Source organism: Lysinibacillus sp. VIII_CA (assembly GCF_049943995.1).
GTDB classification, from domain to species: domain Bacteria; phylum Bacillota; class Bacilli; order Bacillales_A; family Planococcaceae; genus Lysinibacillus; species Lysinibacillus pinottii.
On record NZ_JBNFXM010000008.1, the window covers coordinates 187186 to 209189 of the forward strand.

Here is a 22004-nt window from a genome sequence, read left to right on the forward strand (position 1 = left end):
AAATAAAAAGAAAGTGAGTTTTTTTATGAATACTATACCAAATTTGTTACTACCTTATTCCCTTCATCACGAAAGTAAAAATGCTGTTTGGCAATTAAGTACATTATTTTTAGAACATATACCGTTTCATCATGAACGATTAATTTTTTGCTGCATTGGCAGCGACCGATGTACAGGTGATACACTTGGACCGTTAACGGGTAGTTTCTTAAATAAGTCTGTTAGCTTCCCCTACGAAATTGTAGGTTCTTTAGAAGATCCTCTACATGCTCTAAATCTAAATTCAACTATGCAACAGCTACACAATCATACTACAAAACCATTCATTATTGCGATTGACGCCTGTCTTGGTAGTGAGCACAATGTCGGTCATATTTCCGTTCAAAGCGGTCCTATTTTTCCTGGCAAGGCTGTAAAAAAAGAATTACCCCCAATCGGTGACATTTCCATTAAAGGAATCGTCAATATTGGAGGTTTTATGGAAATGCTTGTTTTACAAAATACAAGACTTCATATTTCTTATGCTATGGCTGAGAAGCTTTCAAGAGCGCTATTACTGGCTGCCCACCGTTATTCATTGAAAAATGTAGAAGAAAGCAACCATAATACCAACAACGACGATACCTGGCAGCAAGTTAGCAGCCTTGATCTTAGTTAAACCAGCTATATTTAACCCTATTGCCATTATCATAACGCCGCCAACGGCTGTCATTTCGGTAATATACATTTGCAGCGCAGCATCAGGTATAAAAGAACTAATGACCCCTGCAAAAATAGCAATTAATCCTTGATAAATAAAAACAGGTATTGCCGATAGCAATACACCTATGCCTAATGTGGATGCTAGAATAATGGATGTAAATCCATCTATTAATCCTTTTGTAATCAATACATTATGATCGTTACGAAGGCCGCTATCAAGTGCACCAATAACAGCCATTGAGCCAACAACAAATATTAATGAAGCTGTGACAAACCCTTCTGCTATGCTAATTTGATTTTGGTCATTTCGTTTTGTGCGAAATAAAGACTCTACCCATTTGCCAAGGCGATTCATTTGCTTATCTAAATCTAACCACTCACCTACTACAGTACCCACCACTAAACTTACGATTAAGATAATAAAATTATCACTTTCAAATCCCATTTTTATCCCTAATAATGCGACTGCTAAACCAATTATGGATAGGACAGTAGACTTCATAGATTCAGGAATATTTTTAAAAATCCGCCCCACTAATGCACCTGCTATAATGAGCACAGCATTAATTAATGCCCCTAGTATTACCACCCTTTTGCCTTCCTTCTCTCTAAAAAATAGAGAGCGCCTGTTTGCTTGGCGCTCTGATTAAATTATAGAAATATCATTTATTCTTCTTGTAAATTTAGGATTTCTAAAATGCGCTCCAAATCATCTTCAGAGTAAAATTCTATTTCAATTTTCCCTTTATTGTTGTTCTTTCTAATTTGAACATTTGTTCCAAAATAATCTCTTAATTGAGATTCTTTCGCCGCCACAAATATATCTTTTTTCTTAGGAGGAATTGTTTCACGTGAAACTTCCTCATTCAGGGTTTGTACTAACATTTCAACTTGACGAACATTTAAACCTTGATTCATTACCTTCATTGCTACTTCAGAGATTCGTCTTTTATTTTTTAAGCCGAGTAATGCCCGGCCTTGTCCCATTGATAGGGTGCCATCATTCATAAATTTCCGGACATCTTCTGGCAAAGCAAGGAGGCGAACATGGTTAGCTATATGTGGTCTACTTTTTCCTAAACGCTTTGATAGCTCTTCCTGTGTTAGTTTCAAGTTTTCCATTAAGCTTTGATAGGCCTCTGCTTCTTCAATGACTGTTAAATCCTCGCGCTGAAGGTTCTCTAGAATAGCTAGCTCCATCATTTGTGCATCTGATAGCTCTTTAATGATTACTGGAATAACATCTAAACCTGCTAATAAACAGGCCCGATAACGACGTTCTCCTGCTACTATTTCAAATTTACGACCCTTTTTACGGACAGCAATTGGTTGCAATATGCCATGCTCATTTATCGAATCTGCTAATTCTTGTAAAGCTTCTTCATCAAAAATTTTACGAGGCTGAAATGGGTTCGCAACAATTAAATCTAATTGAATTTCTTCCACTTGCCCACTTTGTTCTAAAGACTCTCCTGGAAATAGTGCACCAATGCCCTTTCCTAAACCTTTAGCCATTTTTAATCACTTCCCTCGCCATCTCCAAATAAACTTCTGCACCTCTAGACCTTGCGTCATAAGTGATGATTGGTTGCCCATGACTAGGTGCTTCACTTAAACGCACATTACGAGGAATTATTGTCTTATATACTTTATCTTGGAAATATTTTTTTACTTCATCTATAACTTGCAACCCAAGGTTTGTTCGTGCATCTAGCATTGTTAATAAAACACCATCAATATACAACTGTTGGTTTAAATGCTTTTGAACAAGACGAACAGTAGATAACAATTGGCTTAGACCCTCCAATGCATAATATTCGCATTGTACAGGAATAATTAATGCATCTGAAGCAGTCAAAGCATTGATTGTTAAAAGTCCTAAGGATGGTGGACAATCAATAATTATATAATCGAAATCTTCTTTTACATTTTGTAATGCATGCTTCAAACGCACTTCTCTTGAAATAGTCGACACCAATTCAATTTCAGCGCCTGCAAGCGAAATTGTGGCTGGAACAATTGATAAATTATCTACATTTGTTTTTTGAATGACATTTTCAACATCTTCATCATCAATGAGTACATCATAAATACAACTTTGTATGTCTCCTTTATTAATACCGAGACCACTTGTTGTATTTCCCTGCGGATCAGTATCAATAAGTAGCACTTTCTTCCCCAAATAGGCTAGACAAGCGCTCAAATTGACTGAAGTTGTTGTTTTTCCTACGCCACCCTTTTGATTGGCGATTGCTATAATTCTCCCCATTTAAAAGCACCTGCTTTCATTTATCAACGCTTACTCTTTGTAAAACCAATGTATTTAACCCGCTATCTAACTTTCATTCTATCAAAAAAACAGTTAGAAGTTGTATAAAATATTAAGAATATATACAAAAAAGGAGACATCTCATTCAACTTTCTGAGATATCTCCTTTTTACAGTGAAGGAAAATGTAATAAATTATTATTCTTAGATAATTTGTTACACCTTTTTCTTTTTAGGTATCTTCACAGTAATTTGATAATATTCTTCTGTATCTTCTTCTTCCGTTTTTACCGTAATACCACTTTTTGTGACCATTGTTAATGATTGCTTAATAGTATTTAAGGCTATACGGACATCTTTACTAATGGCCTTGCGCTTCGGCTTTGCCTTCTTTGGTACCGACTCTTGCTCATCTGTTACAGGATGCAAGATAGCTTGAATCTGTTCCTCTAATTGGCGAACATTCCAATCATTATCGACGGTTTGCTGTAAGACCTCTAATTGTAACGGTTGATCTTTAATAGCAATTAATGCACGCGCATGTCGTTCAGAGATCTTTCGCTGTAAAATGGCTTGTTGCACTTCGTCTGGAAGCCTTAATAAACGTAATTTATTGGCTACAGTGGATTGTCCTTTTCCAAGTCTTTGGGCAAGAGCTTCCTGTGTGAGCTCATGCAGCTCCAACAATTTTTGATAGGCTACCGCTTCTTCAATTGCCGTTAATTCTTCACGCTGTAAGTTCTCTATTAACGCAATAGAAGCTGTCTCCTTATCGGTTAAATTACGTACAATAGCAGGAACCTCTGTCCATTGTAGCTTTTTCATAGCTCGATAACGACGCTCACCGGCAATGATTTCATATTGATTTTCTGATGTTTTACGTACAACAATTGGCTGAATCACACCATGTGTATGAATGGTTCTTGATAATTCTTCAATTTTTTCATCATCAAAAATAGTACGTGGCTGAAAACGGTTAGGTACAATTTGATCAATAGGCAATTTTATGACTTCTTCTGCTGTATGAACCGCCTCTGCTTGTTCTACTTCATTTTTCACAATAGGCTCTGTTTTACTTCCGCCTCCAAAAAAACGTGAAAAAGGACTTTTCATCCAAGTGGCACCACCTTTAAGTAACTATCTTGCTCTGTCTCATTCTATTATTATTTATTATATTTCCTCAAATGTATATAGTTCATAGATGACTTTTGCGTGAACCATCCATAACTAGTATGTATGCTCAAAATAGAAAAAATATATTCTACTTTGAGAAAGTTTCACATGAAACACTAATTATTGAATTGGTGTTTTATTCGGTACACCTGGCTTACGCGGGTATTTTTTCGGTGTTCCTTTTATTTTATCAAATATATATAAAATGCGGTCACTTTCTTCAACAGGTAGCTTGAAAGAATATTCTTCTTTCAGTTTAACACCTAGTGTTGTTAATGCTTTTTTAGCATCTTTTAATTCTTCTGCACCTGCCGCTGCTTTTAAGGCAACAAAATAGCCACCTTGTTTTGCTAATGGTACACATAGCTCCGATAAAACAGATAAACGAGCTACTGCACGTGCTGTCACCACATCGTATTGCTCACGATATTTTATATTTTGACCAAACTCTTCTGCACGAGCATGCACAAAATTCATATTTTCTAATTGTAACTCATCACTTAAATGATTTAAAAATGTAATTCTTTTATTTAAGGAGTCGACAATTGTGACATGTAAATGTGGGAAACAGATTTTTATTGGAATACTAGGAAAACCAGCCCCTGCTCCTACATCACAAACAGTGATTACTTTTGAAAAATCAAAATAAAATGAGGCACTAATAGAGTCAAAGAAATGTTTTAAATAAACACCTTCTAAATCTGTAATAGCAGTCAGGTTCATCTTTTCATTCCACTCGACAAGTAATTCAAAGTATTTTTTAAATTGAGTAATTTGCTTTTCGGAAAGCTCGATGCCCTTTTTTTTCAGTGCCTCAATAAATTGTTGTTCGTTCATGTAAAGTCTCCTTTATTAATCTAGCCCTACTAGTTCATCTTAACAATAGTATTGCTTTAAAAATAGGAAGCGGGCACAATGGTATGCCCGCCCCTTATTCACTTTACTGTTCTTATTAGCCGCTTATTTTTGCAATTTTACCTTGTTCAATATAAACAAGAAGAATAGAAATATCTGCTGGGTTAACACCAGAAATACGAGAGGCTTGTGCAATGGAAAGCGGTGTAACTTGTTTTAATTTTTGACGTGCTTCTGTCGCTAATCCAGAAATAGCATCATAATCAATGTTTTCAGGGATTTTTTTGTTTTCCATTTTATGCAGCTTCTCTACTTGTAGCAATGCTTTTTCGATATAGCCTTCATATTTAAGCTGAATTTCAATTTGCTCTTTTACTTCTTCTGTAAATTCAATATCTGCCGGAATTAATGAAGAAATCATCTCATAATGCATCTCGGGGCGTTTTAGTAAATCAGCACCTCGAATGCCGTCTTTTAATTCACTACCACCAGCAGAACGAATAACCGCTTGTGTAGCTTCATTCGGTTTAATAATTATTTCACGAAGACGTGCAATTTCATTTTCGATTAATGCCTTTTTCGCATTGAACTTGTCATATCTTTCTTGTGGTACCATTCCGATTTTATAAGCTAGCTCTAATAATCGTAAATCAGCGTTATCATGACGTAGCAGTAAGCGATACTCTGCACGAGAAGTTAGTAAACGATACGGCTCATTTGTTCCTTTTGTCACAAGATCATCAATTAGTACCCCAATATAGGCATCCGAGCGACTAAGGATTAATTCCTCTTTGCCAAGTACATTAGCTGCAGCATTCATTCCTGCCATTAATCCTTGGGCCGCTGCTTCTTCATAACCCGATGTACCATTAATTTGGCCAGCTGTATATAAGCCTTTAATGCGCTTTGTTTCTAGTGTTGGCCACAATTGTGTGGGTACAATTGAATCATATTCAATGGCATAGCCAGCACGCATCATTTCTGCATTCTCTAAGCCTGGGATTGATTTTAATAAACGTGTTTGAACATGCTCTGGTAGGCTTGTTGATAAACCTTGAACATAAACCTCACGTGTATTACGTCCTTCTGGCTCTAAGAAGATTTGATGTCTCGGCTTATCGTTGAAGCGTACTACTTTATCTTCAATCGAAGGGCAGTAGCGTGGACCCGTCCCTTTAATCATCCCAGAATACATCGGTGATAGATGTAAATTCGCCTCAATTATTTCATGTGTTTCAGGGCTTGTATACGTTAACCAGCAAGGTAATTGGTCCATAATGAATTCCGTTGTTTCAAAACTAAATGCACGTGGAACTTCATCTCCTGGCTGAATTTCAGTTTTATCATAATCAATTGTACGATTATTAACACGTGGTGGTGTACCTGTTTTAAATCGAACAAGGTCAAAACCAAGCTCTTTTAAATTATCAGCTAAGCGAATGGACGGTTGTTGGTTATTAGGACCACTTGAATATTTTATATCCCCAATAATAATTTCACCGCGTAGGAAGGTACCTGTTGTGACCACTACTGTTTTGGCACGATAAATAGCACCAATTTGTGTAATAACCCCTGTTACTTCTCCATCCTCAATGATAAGTTCTTCTACCATTCCTTGATGGATTGTTAAGTTTTCGGTTTCCTCTAATATGCGTTTCATTTCTTGTTGATACAAAACTTTGTCAGCTTGCGCACGTAATGCACGTACAGCTGGGCCTTTTCCTGTATTTAACATTCGCATTTGGATATGCGTTTTATCTATAACTTTCCCCATGACGCCACCTAAAGCGTCTATTTCACGTACGACGATTCCTTTGGCAGGACCACCAATGGATGGATTACATGGCATAAATGCAATCATATCTAAGTTGATCGTTAACATTAATGTTTTAGCACCCATTTTAGCCGCAGCATGTGCAGCTTCTGAACCTGCATGACCTGCGCCAATGACGATCGCATCAAACGTGCCTGCCTCATATTTTGTTGGCATGCTCGTATCTTCCTTTCTTTCTTAAAGTTATTTTCCTAAGCAAAACTGAGAAAATAGCTGGTTGATTAGGCTTTCTTGCACTGTGTCACCTATAATCTCACCAAGTAATTCCCAAGTTCTTGTGACATCAATTTGTACCATATCAACTGGAACTCCAGCTTGAGCAGCTGCTATTGCATCCTCAACTGTCGCCTGTGCTTGATGCAATAGTGCAATATGTCTTGCATTTGAAACATATGTTAAATCGCCCGCTTCAATTTGCCCTTCAAAGAACAATGCAGCTATCGCTTCTTCAAGCTCTGTAACACCCTCCTCCTGTAAGAGAGAGGTGGTTACAATGCGATGTTTACCTGCTAGCTCTTTGACACGCGCTAAATTAATTTTTTGCGGTAGATCTGTTTTATTGATAATAACGATGTAGTCCATCGCCTCAATCGTTTCGAATAAACGCTCGTCCTCAGCAGTTAACTCATCTGCATAGTTTAATACAAATAATATTAAATCTGCTCCACGTAGCGCTTCTCTCGAACGTTCTACGCCAATTCGTTCAACAATGTCTTCTGTCTCACGAATACCCGCTGTATCCACTAAACGAAGCGGAACACCGCGTACATTGACGTACTCTTCTATAATATCACGAGTAGTACCAGCAATATCTGTCACTATGGCCTTATTTTCCTGTACTAAGCTATTTAAAAGAGAAGATTTCCCTACATTTGGACGGCCTAAAATAACAGTCGATAAACCCTCTCGTAATATTTTCCCTTGAGAAGATGTTTGGAGAAGTTTAATAATTTCATCTCGTACCCATGTACATTTTTCTACTAAAACAGGTACAGTCATCTCTTCTACATCATCATACTCTGGATAATCTATATTAACCTCTACTTGCGCTAATGTCTCTAGTAAAGCTTGGCGCAAGTCACCAATAAGTCTTGATAATTTTCCATCCATCTGACCCAAGGCAACATTCATTGCTCGATCTGTTTTAGCTCTTATCAAATCCATTACTGCTTCAGCCTGTGATAAATCAATACGCCCATTTAAAAACGCACGTTTAGTAAATTCACCTGGTTCTGCTAATCTTGCCCCATTCGTTAATGCTAGTTGTAAAACACGATTAACTGAAACCAAACCACCGTGACAATTTATTTCAACTACATCCTCACGTGTGAAAGTTTTTGGACCACGCATCAATGATAGCATTACTTCCTCTACTACCTCGTTTGTTTTAGGATCCACTAAATGTCCATAATGAATAGTGTGCGAATCCTTTGTCGTTAAACTTTTTCCACCTGGTGATTTAAATATTTTATCTGCAATCGCCACTGCTTCGTCCCCACTTAAACGAACGATGGCTATGGCACCTTCACCCATCGGTGTGGATATCGCAGCAATTGTATCAAACTCCATTTAATGACCTCCTCAACGTTATCCACATGTGGATAATCGAAACCGACCAATACTTACTAACACCTTAGACTAACATATTTTCAGCAAAATCTAAAGTAAGGATCATTTCCAAATGTGGATAACAACCTTTTTTATAAAACTGAATTTCAACAAAAAATACAATTCTTTGTCTCATAAAAAAAGGTCATTTTATCACAAAGGATAAAATGACCTTTAAAACTATAGTGTCTGCATGTTTTAAATCTATTTATTTTTGACGGGCTCAATGACTAAATAACGATTTGGTTCTGAACCTTCTGAATACGTCTCAAGATCAAGACGATTGGCTAATTGATTATGAATTATTTTTCTTTCGTATGACGGCATAGGTTCAAATGCCACACGTTGATTTGAACGTAATGCTTTGTCCGCCATTCGATCAGCCAGTAACTCTAATGCTTCTTGTCGACGTTCGCGATAGTTTTCCACATCTAATTTCACCATTAAGAACTGCTTAGCGCTTTTATTTAGCACTAACTGTGTTAATTGCTGTAAGGAATTTAATGTTTGACCACGTTTTCCGATAAGTAGAGCAGCTTTCTCACTTTTCAGCTGAAAATAAACGTATTTCCCTTCACGTGTTGTACTTATATCAAGATCATGAATATCCAATTGTTCAGCAATAGTTACTAAGTAAGTTTTTGCATCCTCAATTGGATTTGCTGAATCTTCTTCCTCATTTTGTTCGTTTACGACTTTTTGAACAGCTTCGATTTCATTTGGTTGATCAGAAACTTGTGAACTTATTGTTTCAACATCATCTACTGCTAATTGTTTGTCTAATTGAGTCGTTATTTGCGATTCGGCTTTTTCACTTTCAATGACCGGAATCTGAACTTCCTTTACAGTTACACGAACTTCTGCAGAGCGTGCACCAAAACCTAAAAATCCTTTTTTACCTTCTTGTAAAACTTCAACATCTACTTGTTCACGGGTTTTGCCAAGTTTCTGTAACGCTAATGAGATCGCTTCTTGTGTTGTTGCGCCTATTTGCGTAAGTTGTTTCACTTTTTAGCCCCTCCATTTTGAGCAGGTTGTGTTTTATCTTTATTCCAAGGTTTATAAATATACAGGTTTTGGAAAATCGAAATAATATTCCCGATTACCCAATATAATGATAATGCAGCTGGTAAGGCCATACCAAAGGCAATGATCATGAATGGCATAATATACATCATGATTTTCATTTGAGGATTATCCATTGCTGGTCCTGTACGTAATACGATAAATTGCATTAAACCTGCTGTAATTGCTAATGCAGGTGCAGGATCTGCTAGCGGGAAGATAAAGAAATTCCCTAAATCAAATGTAGATGTAGCATTCATACGGCTTATTGCATGATAAAAACCAATTAAAATTGGCATTTGAATGATTACTGGTAAACACCCTGCAAGTGGGTTTACGCCTGATTCACTCATCAGCTTCATCATTTCTTGCTGATATTGTTGTTGTGTCTGAGCATCCTTAGAAGCATACTTCTTTTGCAGTTCCTTCAATTTTGGCTGAATTTCTTGCATTTTTTTAGAACTCTTTGTTTGTTTAATCATTAATGGTAAAATTGCTAAACGAATAATGATCGTTACAGCAATGATCCCCCATGCATACGTGCCAAGTAGGTCAGCAAAGTATTTTATCGCTGATACCAACGGCCAAACAATGAATTCATTCCAGAAGCCAGTGCTTTCTTTGGAAATTGGTTCATTGAATTCTGTACAACCAGATAGTAGTAGAGCTACTGATACTAGTGACAAAATTACCCAATGTTGTTTTTTCAACCTTCTTCCCCCTACAATTACTATTCACTTTTTCAAATTCTATATGCATCTTCTTTATTCACTGACTGACAGTTTCCTGCCTTAAAATCTGTGACTTCTGACAGCAGCTTTATCTAAGCTTGAACAAAGATAAAGTTATCAGCTATTTTATCATGCCAATAACGTTTCACTCTACTAAATATTCTCACAATATATACTTATTCCTGAGTTTTGTGGCGAATTTAACATATTTTATAAGTGAAATCTAACGCTAGTAATACCCCTATGTGTATACCTATGTTATGGTATGCCATTTCACTCTTATTCTTAAAGCTAATCATACAGGCGCATTTTACCACTCGGTTGCATACATTACACTTTCCTCAATATCTTTGCGATTTTTAGTACATGTTGCAAACTTTGTTTCACTTCATGAAAATCCATAGTGGCCGCCGGTTGTCTGGCGATAATAACATAGTCCATATTCGGCTTTAAATCATCCTTTAAATCAAGAATACTATGGCGAATATAGCGTTTTATTTGGTTGCGTTTTACCGCATTCCCAAGTTTCTTACTAACCGATAAACCTACACGAAATTCTGTTTGTCCCTCTTTTTCTAAAAAGTAAACAACAAACTGACGATTAGCGAAAGATTTACCTTTTTTAAACACCTTTTGAAAATCATCATTCTTCTTCACTCTTTGGCGTTTTTTCATTTCTTTCACCTGCTAATAGATAATATCTTTGATCCTCACTTCTAGGTTTACCAAAAATAAAGAAAAAAAAGACCACTGATGTGGCTCAGTGGACTTATTTTATGCTGATAAAACTTTTCTTCCTTTACGACGACGAGCAGCAAGAACTTTGCGACCGTTTTTCGTGCTCATACGTGCGCGGAAACCGTGAACTTTACTGTGTTTACGTTTCTTTGGTTGGTAAGTACGTTTCATTTATATAGACACCTCCTGATATATGAGTTGAATTTTTCAACATACAGACTCGAATATTATATAAAGTAACTAGTTATTTTGTCAATGTATTTAACAAATTTCTTTTAGGTAACTATTCTATGTATCTAAATGCAACTACTTCATCTATCCTCAGAGCGCATTTAAATCCTCCGTAAAAGACACTCTATTATAACATTATTATAAAAATATTTATCCACAGAGGACTTGTTTTTTTTACACAAAGTTGTGTATAGTATTTTTTGCATATTTTTTTATCCACAACAATTATCTACAGCTTTTTCACATAAGCAGTGCTTGTGGACAACTCTAAAGTGCATAACTACAAGCCATGTGGATAAGTTTCATAAACTATTGAAATAGCTTTGTTTTTCTGATACGATTACTGTGCTTCACTTTGTTGAAAACTGAAATGAACATTTTAATTATCCACAACTGTTAATATGCTGTGGATAATTTTCATCACAGCCTTTGGTTAACTTTTATCCACAACTTGTGATTATGTGGACGAGTTGTAAAATGAACGTATTTACCATTTCTATAAATGCAATTTTTTTTATGTATTGAACACTGTAAAGGAGATTAGTAGCTTGGAACATTTAGAAGAATTATGGAATAATGTCCTGGCTCAAGTTGAACAAAAAATTTCTAAACCAAGCTTCGAAACGTGGCTAAAATCTACCAAATTACTGTCCTACAATGGCAGTGGTTCAACTGTGACAATAGCTGCGCCAAATTCGTTTGCTCGAGATTGGCTTGAGAATCATTATATTCATTTGATTACAGGTATATTAACGGAGCTTACAGGCGAAGACTTGCTTATTAAATTTGTTGTTCAAAAAAACCAGGATTCGGACGATTTTGATTTGCCGGCGCCGATTATCCAAGCAAAGAATAACGATCACCATGATATTTCACCGGGGATGTTAAACCCGAAGTATACTTTTGATACGTTTGTTATTGGCTCTGGTAACCGCTTTGCACATGCTGCCTCTCTAGCAGTCGCTGAAGCACCTGCAAAGGCTTATAACCCTTTCTTCATCTATGGGGGAGTTGGGCTTGGTAAGACACACTTAATGCATGCCATCGGTCATTATGTTTTAGAGCATAATCCTAATGCAAAGGTGGTCTATTTATCATCTGAGAAATTTACAAATGAATTTATTAACTCTATTCGTGATAACAAAGCACTTGATTTTCGCAATAAATACCGCAATGTGGATGTACTGCTAATTGATGATATTCAATTCCTTGCTGGAAAAGAATCAACTCAAGAAGAATTTTTCCACACGTTTAATACTTTACACGAGGAATCCAAGCAAATTGTTATATCGAGTGACAGACCTCCTAAGGAAATTCCTACATTAGAGGATCGGCTACGTTCACGTTTTGAATGGGGATTAATAACGGATATTGCACCTCCTGATTTGGAAACACGAATTGCTATTTTGCGTAAAAAAGCAAAAGCAGATGGTTTAGAGGTACCCAATGAAGTAATGCTCTATATTGCGAACCAGATTGACTCCAATATTAGGGAGCTTGAAGGTGCGCTTATTCGCGTCGTTGCCTATTCATCGCTCGTAAACAAAGATATTAATGCCACACTTGCTGCTGAGGCACTTAAAGATATCATTCCTAATTCAAAGCCACGAACTGTGACAATATTAGACATTCAAAATGCTGTTGGTGAGCATTTTAGTATACGTTTAGAAGATTTTACGGCGAAAAAGCGTACAAAGTTAATTGCTTTTCCTCGCCAAATTGCCATGTATTTATCACGTGAATTAACAGATTTTTCACTGCCGAAAATTGGCGAAGAATTTGGTGGACGTGATCATACAACTGTGATTCATGCTCACGAAAAAATATCTTCTTTGTTGAAAAATGACGTCCAGCTTCAACAAGATGTTAAACAAATTCGTAGCATGCTAGGGAAGTAATTACTGTGGACAATCCTACTATTTAAACACAAACTTATACACAGTCTATCTACATGTGGATAGACTGATTTTATTCATAAAAAGGCACTTATCCACAAATCCACAGAGCCTATTACTATATCTTTTTTATTTTATATAAATAAATAATATAAATATGTGAGGGAAAACGAATGAAATTTGATATTTTACGTGACCGTTTATTAGAGGGTTTAAATGATGTCATGAAAGCGGTAAGTTCAAAAACAACTATTCCAATTTTAACAGGCATCAAAATTGATGTAACTGAAGAAGGTATTCGCTTAACAGGTAGTGATGCGGATATTACAATTCAAACATTTATCCCCGTTGAGGAAGATGGACAACAGATTATTCACATTGCAGAAACAGGATCAATTGTTGTACAAGCCCGTATGTTTAATGAAATTATACGTAAATTACCAACAAATGATGTTGAAATCCAAGTAACTCCTGGTTTCCAAACGCATATTCGCTCAGGTAAATCGGAGTTCCATTTAATTGGCTCTGATGCAGCTGAATATCCATTATTACCGGAATTAACAGAGGATCAAAAATTTACTATTCCTGCTGATCTTTTAAAAACAATTATTCGTGAAACTGTATTCGCCGTTGCCACTTCTGAAAGTAGACCCGTGTTGACAGGTGTAAACTGGCAGATTAAAAATGAAACATTAATCTGTGTTGCAACAGATAGTCATCGTTTAGCAAGACGTAAGGTTCAACTGGAAAATTTACCAGAGGTTGAACATAGTGTTGTAATCCCAGGAAAAAGTTTAAATGAATTAAATAAAGTATTAGAGGATTCTACAAACCTTGTTCAAATTGTTATTACAAGTCAGCAAGTATTGTTTAAAACAGGGGATGTATTATTCTTCTCACGTTTACTAGAAGGAAATTACCCAGACACTTCCCGTTTAATTCCAGAAGAATACCAAACTAATGTTACAATTAATGGTAAATCTTTATTACAAGCTATAGACCGTGCTTCGCTTGTAGCAAGAGGGGATCGTAATAATGTTGTCCGTTTTGAAATATTGGGTCATCAAGCAGTTGAGGTTTCTTCTAATTCACCTGAAATCGGTAAAGTACAAGAAGAAATTCCTGTTGAGTCATTAGAAGGAGAAGGCTTGAAAATTTCCTTTAGTGCCAAATATATGATGGAAGCATTGAAAGCTATCGATGGCCAAGACGTAGTCATTCAATTTACAGGCGCAATGAGACCATTTATTTTACGCTCGGTTCATGACGATGCAATTTTACAATTAATTTTACCTGTACGTACTTACTAAAAATTTAAGATCTGCTAGGATAGTCGCAATTTGCGGCTATCTTTTTTACTTATGGCGAAATTTTAGGTATGATAGAGAGATAGACAGTCTGTATTTGGAGGGAAACACACTATGCAGGACATTAAAATCGATGAGGAGTTCATCACGTTAGGGCAGCTATTAAAAATATCTGATGCCATTAGTTCAGGTGGAATGGCTAAGTGGTTTTTACAGGAAAATGCTGTGTATGTCAATGGAGAAGTAGATGATCGTCGAGGTCGTAAATTACGAAACGGAGACATTGTAAATATACCAGGATGTGGTCGTTTTCAAATCGTAGGACCAACTGGGCAGTAAACTATGCATATTGAACAAATAAAACTTACAAATTACCGTAATTATGATGCCTTAGCTTTAAACTTCTCTCCTAAAATTAATGTTTTCATTGGTGAAAATGCTCAAGGAAAAACAAATGTTATGGAGTCTATCTACGTACTAGCAATGGCTAAATCCCATCGAACAACGAACGATAAAGAATTGATACGTTGGGATTCAGACTATGGTAAAATAGAAGGGGCAGTTCAAAAAAGACATGGTATTTTACCGATAGAGCTTACGATTACAAAGAAAGGTAAAAAGGGCAAGATAAATCATATAGAGCAAAGTCGCCTTAGTCATTATATTGGCCAAATGAACGTCGTTATGTTTGCACCAGAAGATTTAAACGTTGTAAAAGGTAGTCCGCAAATACGCCGACGTTTTATTGATATGGAGATTGGGCAAATTTCGCCTGTCTATTTACACGATTTATTAACCTTTCAAAAAGTTTTAAAACAACGTAACCATTTCTTAAAGATGAACCAGGGCAAGTCCATGTCAAATGATGTGATGTATGAGGTTTATAATGAACAATATATTCATGCAGCTACCCAAATTATTCGTAAAAGATTTCAATTTATGGATTTATTGCAGGAGTGGGCTGAACCTATACATGCAGGTATATCACAAGGGAAGGAAACGCTCATTATAAAATATCGTACGGTAGCTGGAATAGAAAAAGAACATTCTTCTAGCGAAATTGAAAATACTTTACATCAAAAATTGATGGAAGCAAGAGAACGTGAATTTGACAGAGGTGTAACGTTAGTTGGTCCACATCGTGATGATTTGCAGTTTTTAGTAAATGGCTATGATGTGCAAACATATGGCTCGCAAGGACAGCAGCGTACAACTGCATTATCTTTAAAACTTGCTGAAATTGAATTAATTAAACAAGAAACAAATGAAACACCCATACTACTTTTAGATGATGTCTTGTCGGAACTCGATGATTATCGTCAATCGCATTTATTAAATACCATTCAAGGTGAAGTGCAAACCTTTGTCACAACGACAAGTGTTGAAGGTATTCATCATGAAACGATGGAGCAGGCTCAACTGTTCCACGTGAAACAAGGTGCGATTGAAAAAAGTTAGCCAGGGTAGTTTTTTAGATTACAAAAGAATGGTAATAGTCAGCTCGGTTGACTGTTCATTCATTTACACACAATGATGTTATGAAGGAGTAGATGAAAGCCGTGGCTATAGAGAACGAAGGTTTACAAAACCAAGCTTATGAGGCCGATCAGATACAGGTATTAGAAGGTTTAGAGGCAGTACGTAAAAGACCAGGGATGTATATCGGTTCAACAAGCTCAAAAGGGTTACACCACTTAGTATGGGAAATCGTTGATAATAGTATCGATGAAGCTCTGGCAGGATTTTGTACTGATATACAGGTAACAATAGAAAAAGAAAATTGGATTCGTGTAGAAGATAACGGTCGTGGTATTCCAGTCAGCATTCAAGAAAAGATGGGTAAGCCTGCTGTTGAAGTTATCATGACGGTTTTACATGCTGGTGGTAAATTTGGTGGTGGAGGCTATAAAGTTTCAGGTGGTCTACATGGAGTAGGGGCATCCGTTGTAAATGCTCTTTCTGTTGAAACAATTGTGCAAGTTCACCGTGAAGGTCATATTCATGAAATCAAATTCCAACGTGGAAAAACGATACAAGAACTAAAGATTATTGGCGATACAGACCGTAATGGAACAACAACACGTTTTAAAGCGGACCCAGAAATTTTTAAAGAAACTACTGTTTATGAATATGATATTTTAGCTCACCGTATTCGAGAATTGGCATATTTAAATCGTGGAATCAAGATTACCATTGCTGATGAACGAGAAGGCGAGGAGCGTTCAACTACATATCACTATGAAGGTGGTATCCGTTCATATGTTGAGCACCTAAATCAATCTAAAGAGCCTATTCATGATCCGATTGATGTTCTTGGAGAAAAAGATGGTATCTCTGTTGAGATTGCTATGCAATACAATGCAGGTTTCTCTTCTAATATTTTTTCATTTGCTAATAATATTAATACGTATGAAGGTGGTACACATGAGTCTGGTTTTAAAACAGCTCTTACACGCGTCATTAATGATTACGCACGAAAAGGTGGATTGTTGAAAGAAGCGGATGCCAATTTGACAGGTGAGGATGTACGCGAAGGCTTAACAGCTATTGTCTCTGTTAAACATCCGGATCCTCAATTTGAGGGGCAAACAAAAACAAAGCTAGGGAACTCAGAAGTTAGTCAAATTACTAACTCTTTATTCTCGGATGGTTTTGAACGATTTATGTTGGAAAATCCAACTGTTGCACGCAAAGTTGTTGAAAAAGGTTTAATGGCAGCTCGTGCTCGTGTCGCAGCCAAAAAGGCCCGTGAGTTTACCCGTCGTAAAAATGCATTGGAAGTGTCAAGCTTGCCTGGTAAATTGGCGGACTGTTCTTCAACAAATCCAGCTGATTGTGAAATCTATATTGTTGAGGGTGATTCTGCGGGAGGATCAGCTAAATCAGGACGTGATCGTCACTTCCAAGCAATATTGCCTTTACGTGGGAAAATTCTCAATGTTGAAAAGGCACGCTTAGATAAGATTTTATCGAACGCAGAAATCCGTGCCATGATTACAGCATTCGGTACTGGTATTGGAGAAGAGTTCAATTTAGAAAAGGCCCGTTATCATAAAATCATTATTATGACAGATGCCGATGTTGATGGTGCACATATTCGTACATTGCTTTTAACATTCTTCTTCCGTTTCCTTCGTCCACTTATAGAGGCAGGCTATATTTACATTGCACAGCCACCACTTTATCAAGTGAAACAAGGTAAGCATGTTGAATATTGCTATGATGATGAAACATTAAAAGAAATTTTAGAACGTCTACCAAAAATGCCAAAACCGAATGTACAGCGTTATAAAGGTCTTGGTGAAATGAATGCTGAACAACTTTGGGATACTACAATGGATCCAGAGCACCGTACATTATTACAAGTAGAATTAGATGATGCAATTAAAGCTAACCAAGCATTTGAGCGTTTAATGGGCGATGAAGTTGAACCTCGTCGTCAATTTATCGAGGAAAATGCCGTTTACGCTAATTTAGATATCTAATTTTTCTTGAGAGGAGGTCTACACTTTGTCAGAACAAGAACGCTCCGGTGTTAAAGGAATTAATATTACAGAAGAAATTGAAACATCCTTTCTTGATTATGCAATGAGTGTAATTGTTTCACGTGCATTACCTGATGTACGTGATGGATTAAAACCAGTACATCGTCGTATTTTATATGGGATGCAGGAGTTAGGAAATACAGCAGATAAACCTTACAAAAAATCAGCACGTATTGTAGGGGATGTAATGGGTAAGTACCATCCACATGGTGACTCTTCCATTTATGACGCTATGGTACGTATGGCGCAAGATTTCAGCTATCGTTATATGCTTGTTGACGGTCATGGGAACTTTGGTTCTGTTGATGGTGATGGAGCTGCAGCTATGCGTTATACAGAATCACGTATGTCTAAAATTGCCATGGAAATGCTACGTGATATCAATAAAGATACAATTGACTATACAGATAACTATGATGGCTCTGAAAAAGAACCGATTGTTTTACCAAGTCGTTATCCAAACTTATTGGTAAACGGTGCTGCAGGGATTGCTGTTGGTATGGCCACAAATATTCCTCCTCACCATCTAGGTGAAACCATTGATGCGGTTATAGCACTTTCTGAAAACCCAGCTATTACCACAGAGGAATTGATGGAAATCATCCCTGGCCCGGATTTCCCTACTGGCGGATTAATTTTGGGCCGTAGTGGTATTCGTAGAGCTTATGAATCTGGCCGTGGTTCCATCATTATTCGTGCGAAGGTGGAAATTGAGCAAAAAGCTAATGGTAAGGAAACTATCCTTGTTCACGAGTTACCATACCAAGTAAATAAGGCTAAGCTGATTGAAAAAATTGCAGAGCTTGTCCGTGATAAAAAAATCGATGGTATTACGAATTTACGTGATGAGTCAGACCGTCGTGGTATGCGAGTAGTGATTGAGGTACGAAAAGATGCAAATGCTAATGTAGTTTTAAACAATCTTTACAAACAAACAGCTATGCAATCAAGCTTTGGTATCAATATGCTGTCATTAGTAAATGGTCAGCCAAAGGTATTAGGCTTAAAAGAAATGCTATACCATTATTTAGAGCACCAAAAAGTTATTATTCGTCGTCGTACTGAATTCGATCTTCGAAAAGCAGAGGACCGTGCACATATTTTAGAAGGCTTACGAATTGCATTAGACCATATTGATGAAATAATTGCGATTATTCGTGGTTCACGTAGTGGTGAAGAAGCGAAGCCTCAATTAATGGAGCGTTTTAATTTATCAGAACGACAAGCTCAAGCCATTTTAGATATGCGTTTAGTTCGTTTAAGTGGCTTAGAGCGTGAAAAAATTGAAGCGGAATATCAAGAGCTTCAGGTTCTAATCGCTGAATTAAAGGCAATTTTAGCGGACGAAGCTAAAATTGTTGATATCATTCGTACTGAAATTTTAGAGCTGAAAGACCGCTATAGTGATACACGCCGTACTGAAATTACTTCTGGCGGTATTGAAATGATTGAGGATGAGGATCTAATTCCTGTTGAAAATTCAGTCGTTACTTTAACGCATAACGGCTATATTAAACGTTTAGCTGCGAATACATATCGTAGTCAGAAACGCGGTGGTCGTGGTGTTCAGGGAATGGGTACAAACGAAGATGACTTTGTAGAGCATCTTATGAATACCTCTACACATGATACAATTCTATTCTTTACTTCCAAAGGTAAAGTATTTAGAGCGAAAGGTTACGAAATTCCAGAGTATGGTCGTACAGCTAAAGGGCTACCGATTGTTAACTTGCTCAATATCGATAAAGGTGAGAAAGTAACAGCGATGATTCGTGTTGGATCATTTGATGAAGATGCGTACTTTATCTTTACAACTAAAACAGGTATTACGAAACGTACACCTGTATCACAATTTGCCAACATTCGTACGAATGGTTTAATAGCTATCAGTTTACGAGAAGATGATGATCTTATTTCTGTTCGTTTAACAGATGGGGATAAGCAAATTATCATCGGTACACGTGATGGTATGCTTGTTCGTTTCCAGGAAGATGATATTCGTTCTATGGGACGTACAGCTGGTGGTGTACGAGGTATTAAACTTCGTGATGGTGACGAAGTAGTAGGTATGGAGATTGTTGAACCAGGACAAGAAATTTTAGTAGTTACTGAAAAAGGTTATGGTAAACGTACTTCTGAAGATGATTATCGTTTACAAAGCCGTGGTGGCGTTGGATTAAAAACAATGCAAATTACTGATAAAAATGGTCCGATGGTGGCTGTGAAAACAGTTGATGGTTCAGAGGATATTATGCTTATTACTATTAACGGCATGCTTATTCGTATGGATGTTAATGATATTTCATTAATTGGACGCAGCACACAAGGTGTTCGTTTAATTCGCTTAGGTGATGATGAATTAGTTGCAACTGTAGCTAAGGTTGAAAAAGAAGAAGAGTTGCCTGAAGATGAAGAGGAAATAGAGGAATAACTTAAACCGATGACGACAGCGTTCATGTCGTTCATCGGTTTTTTATTATAAATAATGAAAAATAAGTAATTATTTTGAATTACATGATAAAATAAAGGTACCCTTATTTGAAGCAAGTTAAAGTGGAGAGGTGTTCATTTCATGGAAACAATACATGTTCCAATTTCAGAGTTAGGCGTTGGTAGAGTAATTTCTGAAGATATTTTTGCTAATACACAGTATCCTATCATCTTTAAAGATACAACGATTTCCCATGTACATTTACAAGTTTTTCAGGCATTTAATATTTTTAACGTCCCTGTTTATAAAAATCAAAACGATATTCATTCAGAAAAGAGAGAAATAGATGTAGAAGTAGTAGTAGAGGACATTCCGACTTTTAGAAAATCTTATAATCATTCTATTGAACAATTTAAAAAGGAATTCAAAAATTGGGAAGCAGGTTCTAAGGTAGATATCGCCAAAGCGAGAACCATTATATTGCCTTTGGTGGAGATGGTATTGGAGGATCGAACAATTATTTTTGATTTAAATGAGTTTTCTAATCCTAAAGACTATTTATATCACCATTGTGTAGCTACTGCCCTGATTTCCTCTGTAGTTGCTCAAAAGTTGGGTTATGATAGGGGGACTACAATTCAAATTGCGATAGGTGGTCTATTGGCTGATTGTGGAATGGCTAAAGTACACCCCCGAATTCGAGATAAAAAGACACCTCTTACTGAGCAAGAGTTTGATGAAATTTATAAACATCCAATTTATAGCTATAACATGGTGAAGGATTTAACCATTTTAAAAGAAACTATGAAAGAGGCAATATTCCAACACCATGAACGTTTAAATGGTAGTGGATACCCGAAAGGTGAAAAGATTGCTAATATTTCTATCTTTGCACAAATCATTGCTGTGGCAGATGTATTCCATGCTATGACATGTGAACGAGTATACAGGTCCAAGCAATCTTCATTTAAAGTAATAGAAATGATTAATGAATCTGAGTTTGGTAAGTTTGATATTAAAGTGGTACGTGCATTAATCGATATTGTAGCGGATCTTCCTATTGGTACAATTGTTGAACTTTCTAACTTGGAGCGTGGAGAAGTCATGTTTGTAAATAAGTTTGCGCCAACACGTCCACTCATTAAATTAGTTCATACAGGTGAAATTTTTGATTTAGGAAAAAATCGCAGTTTTTATATTTCTCGAATTATTACTAATTTATAGAAAGGCACGCCATAACTATGGCTGCCTTTTCTCATTCATATTAAGGATAATAAAGAGAAGAGGTAGGCTATTACGTAAAGTAAAACACCTTCATTTACATTACTCTTTTCTACAGGCAATATAATATTTTCACGTACAATTAAGTATTTGAGTGACTAAAATATAATCTATTGAAATATTTTTAGATAATATGTTGACATAGTTGTCGAATCTTGATATTATAAATAAGTCGCCAAGAGGTGACGCTGAAATAAACAACATGAACCTTGAAAACTGAACAAGCAAAACGTAATCAATAAAGTTTTAAGTAGCTAGCCTAGCTAGTGAACGAAACAAAATTTTGGACATCAAAATGATGCCAGCAAAACAATTTGAGCTAATCAAATTTCTTTTATGG

At 36.5% G+C, this 22004-nt stretch carries 19 protein-coding genes; 8 read left to right on the forward strand and 11 right to left on the reverse strand.

The features are described 5' to 3' along the window. Positions 1-25: 25 nt before the first annotated feature. Entirely contained in the window at positions 26-658 is a 633-nt protein-coding gene (gene yyaC / locus ACP3VS_RS13350; RefSeq protein ID WP_031415838.1) for a spore protease YyaC, read from the forward strand. Here yyaC and ACP3VS_RS13355 read toward each other — a convergent pair. From ACP3VS_RS13355 to rpmH, 11 genes are all read right to left on the reverse strand, one after another. Beyond that, a complete protein-coding gene (locus ACP3VS_RS13355; protein ID WP_012296218.1) occupies positions 575-1291 on the reverse strand; it encodes a DUF554 domain-containing protein in 717 nt (238 codons plus the stop codon). The two genes, yyaC and ACP3VS_RS13355, sit on opposite strands and share 84 nt — an antisense overlap. A gap of 77 nt (positions 1292-1368) precedes the next feature. Further along, on the reverse strand, positions 1369-2217 hold the full coding sequence (locus tag ACP3VS_RS13360) for a ParB/RepB/Spo0J family partition protein (protein ID WP_012296219.1): 849 nt from the start codon (positions 2215-2217) through the stop codon (positions 1369-1371). Next, the gene (locus ACP3VS_RS13365; RefSeq protein ID WP_008177971.1) at positions 2210-2971 is read right to left on the reverse strand and encodes a ParA family protein; all 762 of its coding nucleotides are present in this window, start codon (positions 2969-2971) and stop codon (positions 2210-2212) included. Before ACP3VS_RS13365 ends, ACP3VS_RS13360 begins: the two co-directional genes overlap by 8 nt. Before the next feature lie 215 nt (positions 2972-3186). Next, complete coding sequence (noc, locus tag ACP3VS_RS13370; RefSeq protein ID WP_012296220.1) at positions 3187-4083, reverse strand: nucleoid occlusion protein; 897 nt, start codon at positions 4081-4083, stop codon at positions 3187-3189. Positions 4084-4263: 180 nt separating this feature from the next. Further along, positions 4264-4980, reverse strand: coding sequence for a 16S rRNA (guanine(527)-N(7))-methyltransferase RsmG (gene rsmG, locus ACP3VS_RS13375; RefSeq protein WP_012296221.1), 717 nt, complete (start codon positions 4978-4980; stop codon positions 4264-4266). Between the two features lie 115 nt (positions 4981-5095). Further along, positions 5096-6988, reverse strand: coding sequence for a tRNA uridine-5-carboxymethylaminomethyl(34) synthesis enzyme MnmG (gene mnmG / locus ACP3VS_RS13380; RefSeq protein ID WP_426388922.1), 1893 nt, complete (start codon positions 6986-6988; stop codon positions 5096-5098). A 27-nt stretch (positions 6989-7015) separates the two neighbouring features. Further along, positions 7016-8401 carry a tRNA uridine-5-carboxymethylaminomethyl(34) synthesis GTPase MnmE gene (gene mnmE / locus ACP3VS_RS13385; protein ID WP_012296223.1) on the reverse strand — a complete coding sequence of 462 codons (1386 nt, stop codon included), beginning with the start codon at positions 8399-8401 and terminating at the stop codon, positions 7016-7018. Between the two features lie 243 nt (positions 8402-8644). Further along, on the reverse strand, positions 8645-9448 hold the full coding sequence (gene jag / locus ACP3VS_RS13390) for an RNA-binding cell elongation regulator Jag/EloR (protein WP_012296224.1): 804 nt from the start codon (positions 9446-9448) through the stop codon (positions 8645-8647). Continuing rightward, entirely contained in the window at positions 9445-10215 is a 771-nt protein-coding gene (gene yidC / locus ACP3VS_RS13395) for a membrane protein insertase YidC (protein WP_012296225.1), read from the reverse strand. The genes jag and yidC overlap by 4 nt, the downstream gene beginning before the upstream one ends. Positions 10216-10566: 351 nt before the next feature. Further along, positions 10567-10911: a ribonuclease P protein component gene (gene rnpA / locus ACP3VS_RS13400; protein WP_197148794.1), complete on the reverse strand. Its 345-nt coding sequence runs from the start codon at positions 10909-10911 to the stop codon at positions 10567-10569. A gap of 99 nt (positions 10912-11010) precedes the next feature. Then, a complete protein-coding gene (gene rpmH / locus ACP3VS_RS13405; RefSeq protein WP_004233310.1) occupies positions 11011-11145 on the reverse strand; it encodes a 50S ribosomal protein L34 in 135 nt (44 codons plus the stop codon). 608 nt (positions 11146-11753) lie between these two features. Here rpmH and dnaA point away from each other — a divergent pair. From dnaA to ACP3VS_RS13440, 7 genes are all read left to right on the forward strand, one after another. Next, on the forward strand, positions 11754-13103 hold the full coding sequence (dnaA, locus tag ACP3VS_RS13410) for a chromosomal replication initiator protein DnaA (protein WP_025115702.1): 1350 nt from the start codon (positions 11754-11756) through the stop codon (positions 13101-13103). 170 nt (positions 13104-13273) lie between these two features. Then, positions 13274-14410, forward strand: a complete 1137-nt coding sequence (gene dnaN, locus ACP3VS_RS13415; protein WP_012291829.1) for a DNA polymerase III subunit beta — start codon at positions 13274-13276, stop codon at positions 14408-14410. Positions 14411-14521: 111 nt separating this feature from the next. Beyond that, positions 14522-14746, forward strand: coding sequence for a S4 domain-containing protein YaaA (yaaA, locus tag ACP3VS_RS13420; protein ID WP_197148798.1), 225 nt, complete (start codon positions 14522-14524; stop codon positions 14744-14746). A 3-nt stretch (positions 14747-14749) separates the two neighbouring features. After that, positions 14750-15865, forward strand: a complete 1116-nt coding sequence (gene recF / locus ACP3VS_RS13425; RefSeq protein ID WP_012291831.1) for a DNA replication/repair protein RecF — start codon at positions 14750-14752, stop codon at positions 15863-15865. 92 nt (positions 15866-15957) lie between these two features. Continuing rightward, positions 15958-17892 carry a DNA topoisomerase (ATP-hydrolyzing) subunit B gene (gene gyrB, locus ACP3VS_RS13430; protein ID WP_012291832.1) on the forward strand — a complete coding sequence of 645 codons (1935 nt, stop codon included), beginning with the start codon at positions 15958-15960 and terminating at the stop codon, positions 17890-17892. Positions 17893-17917: 25 nt separating this feature from the next. Next, positions 17918-20383, forward strand: a complete 2466-nt coding sequence (gene gyrA, locus ACP3VS_RS13435; protein WP_012291833.1) for a DNA gyrase subunit A — start codon at positions 17918-17920, stop codon at positions 20381-20383. 141 nt (positions 20384-20524) lie between these two features. Further along, a complete protein-coding gene (locus ACP3VS_RS13440; protein ID WP_012291834.1) occupies positions 20525-21607 on the forward strand; it encodes an HD-GYP domain-containing protein in 1083 nt (360 codons plus the stop codon). Positions 21608-22004: the final 397 nt, after the last annotated feature.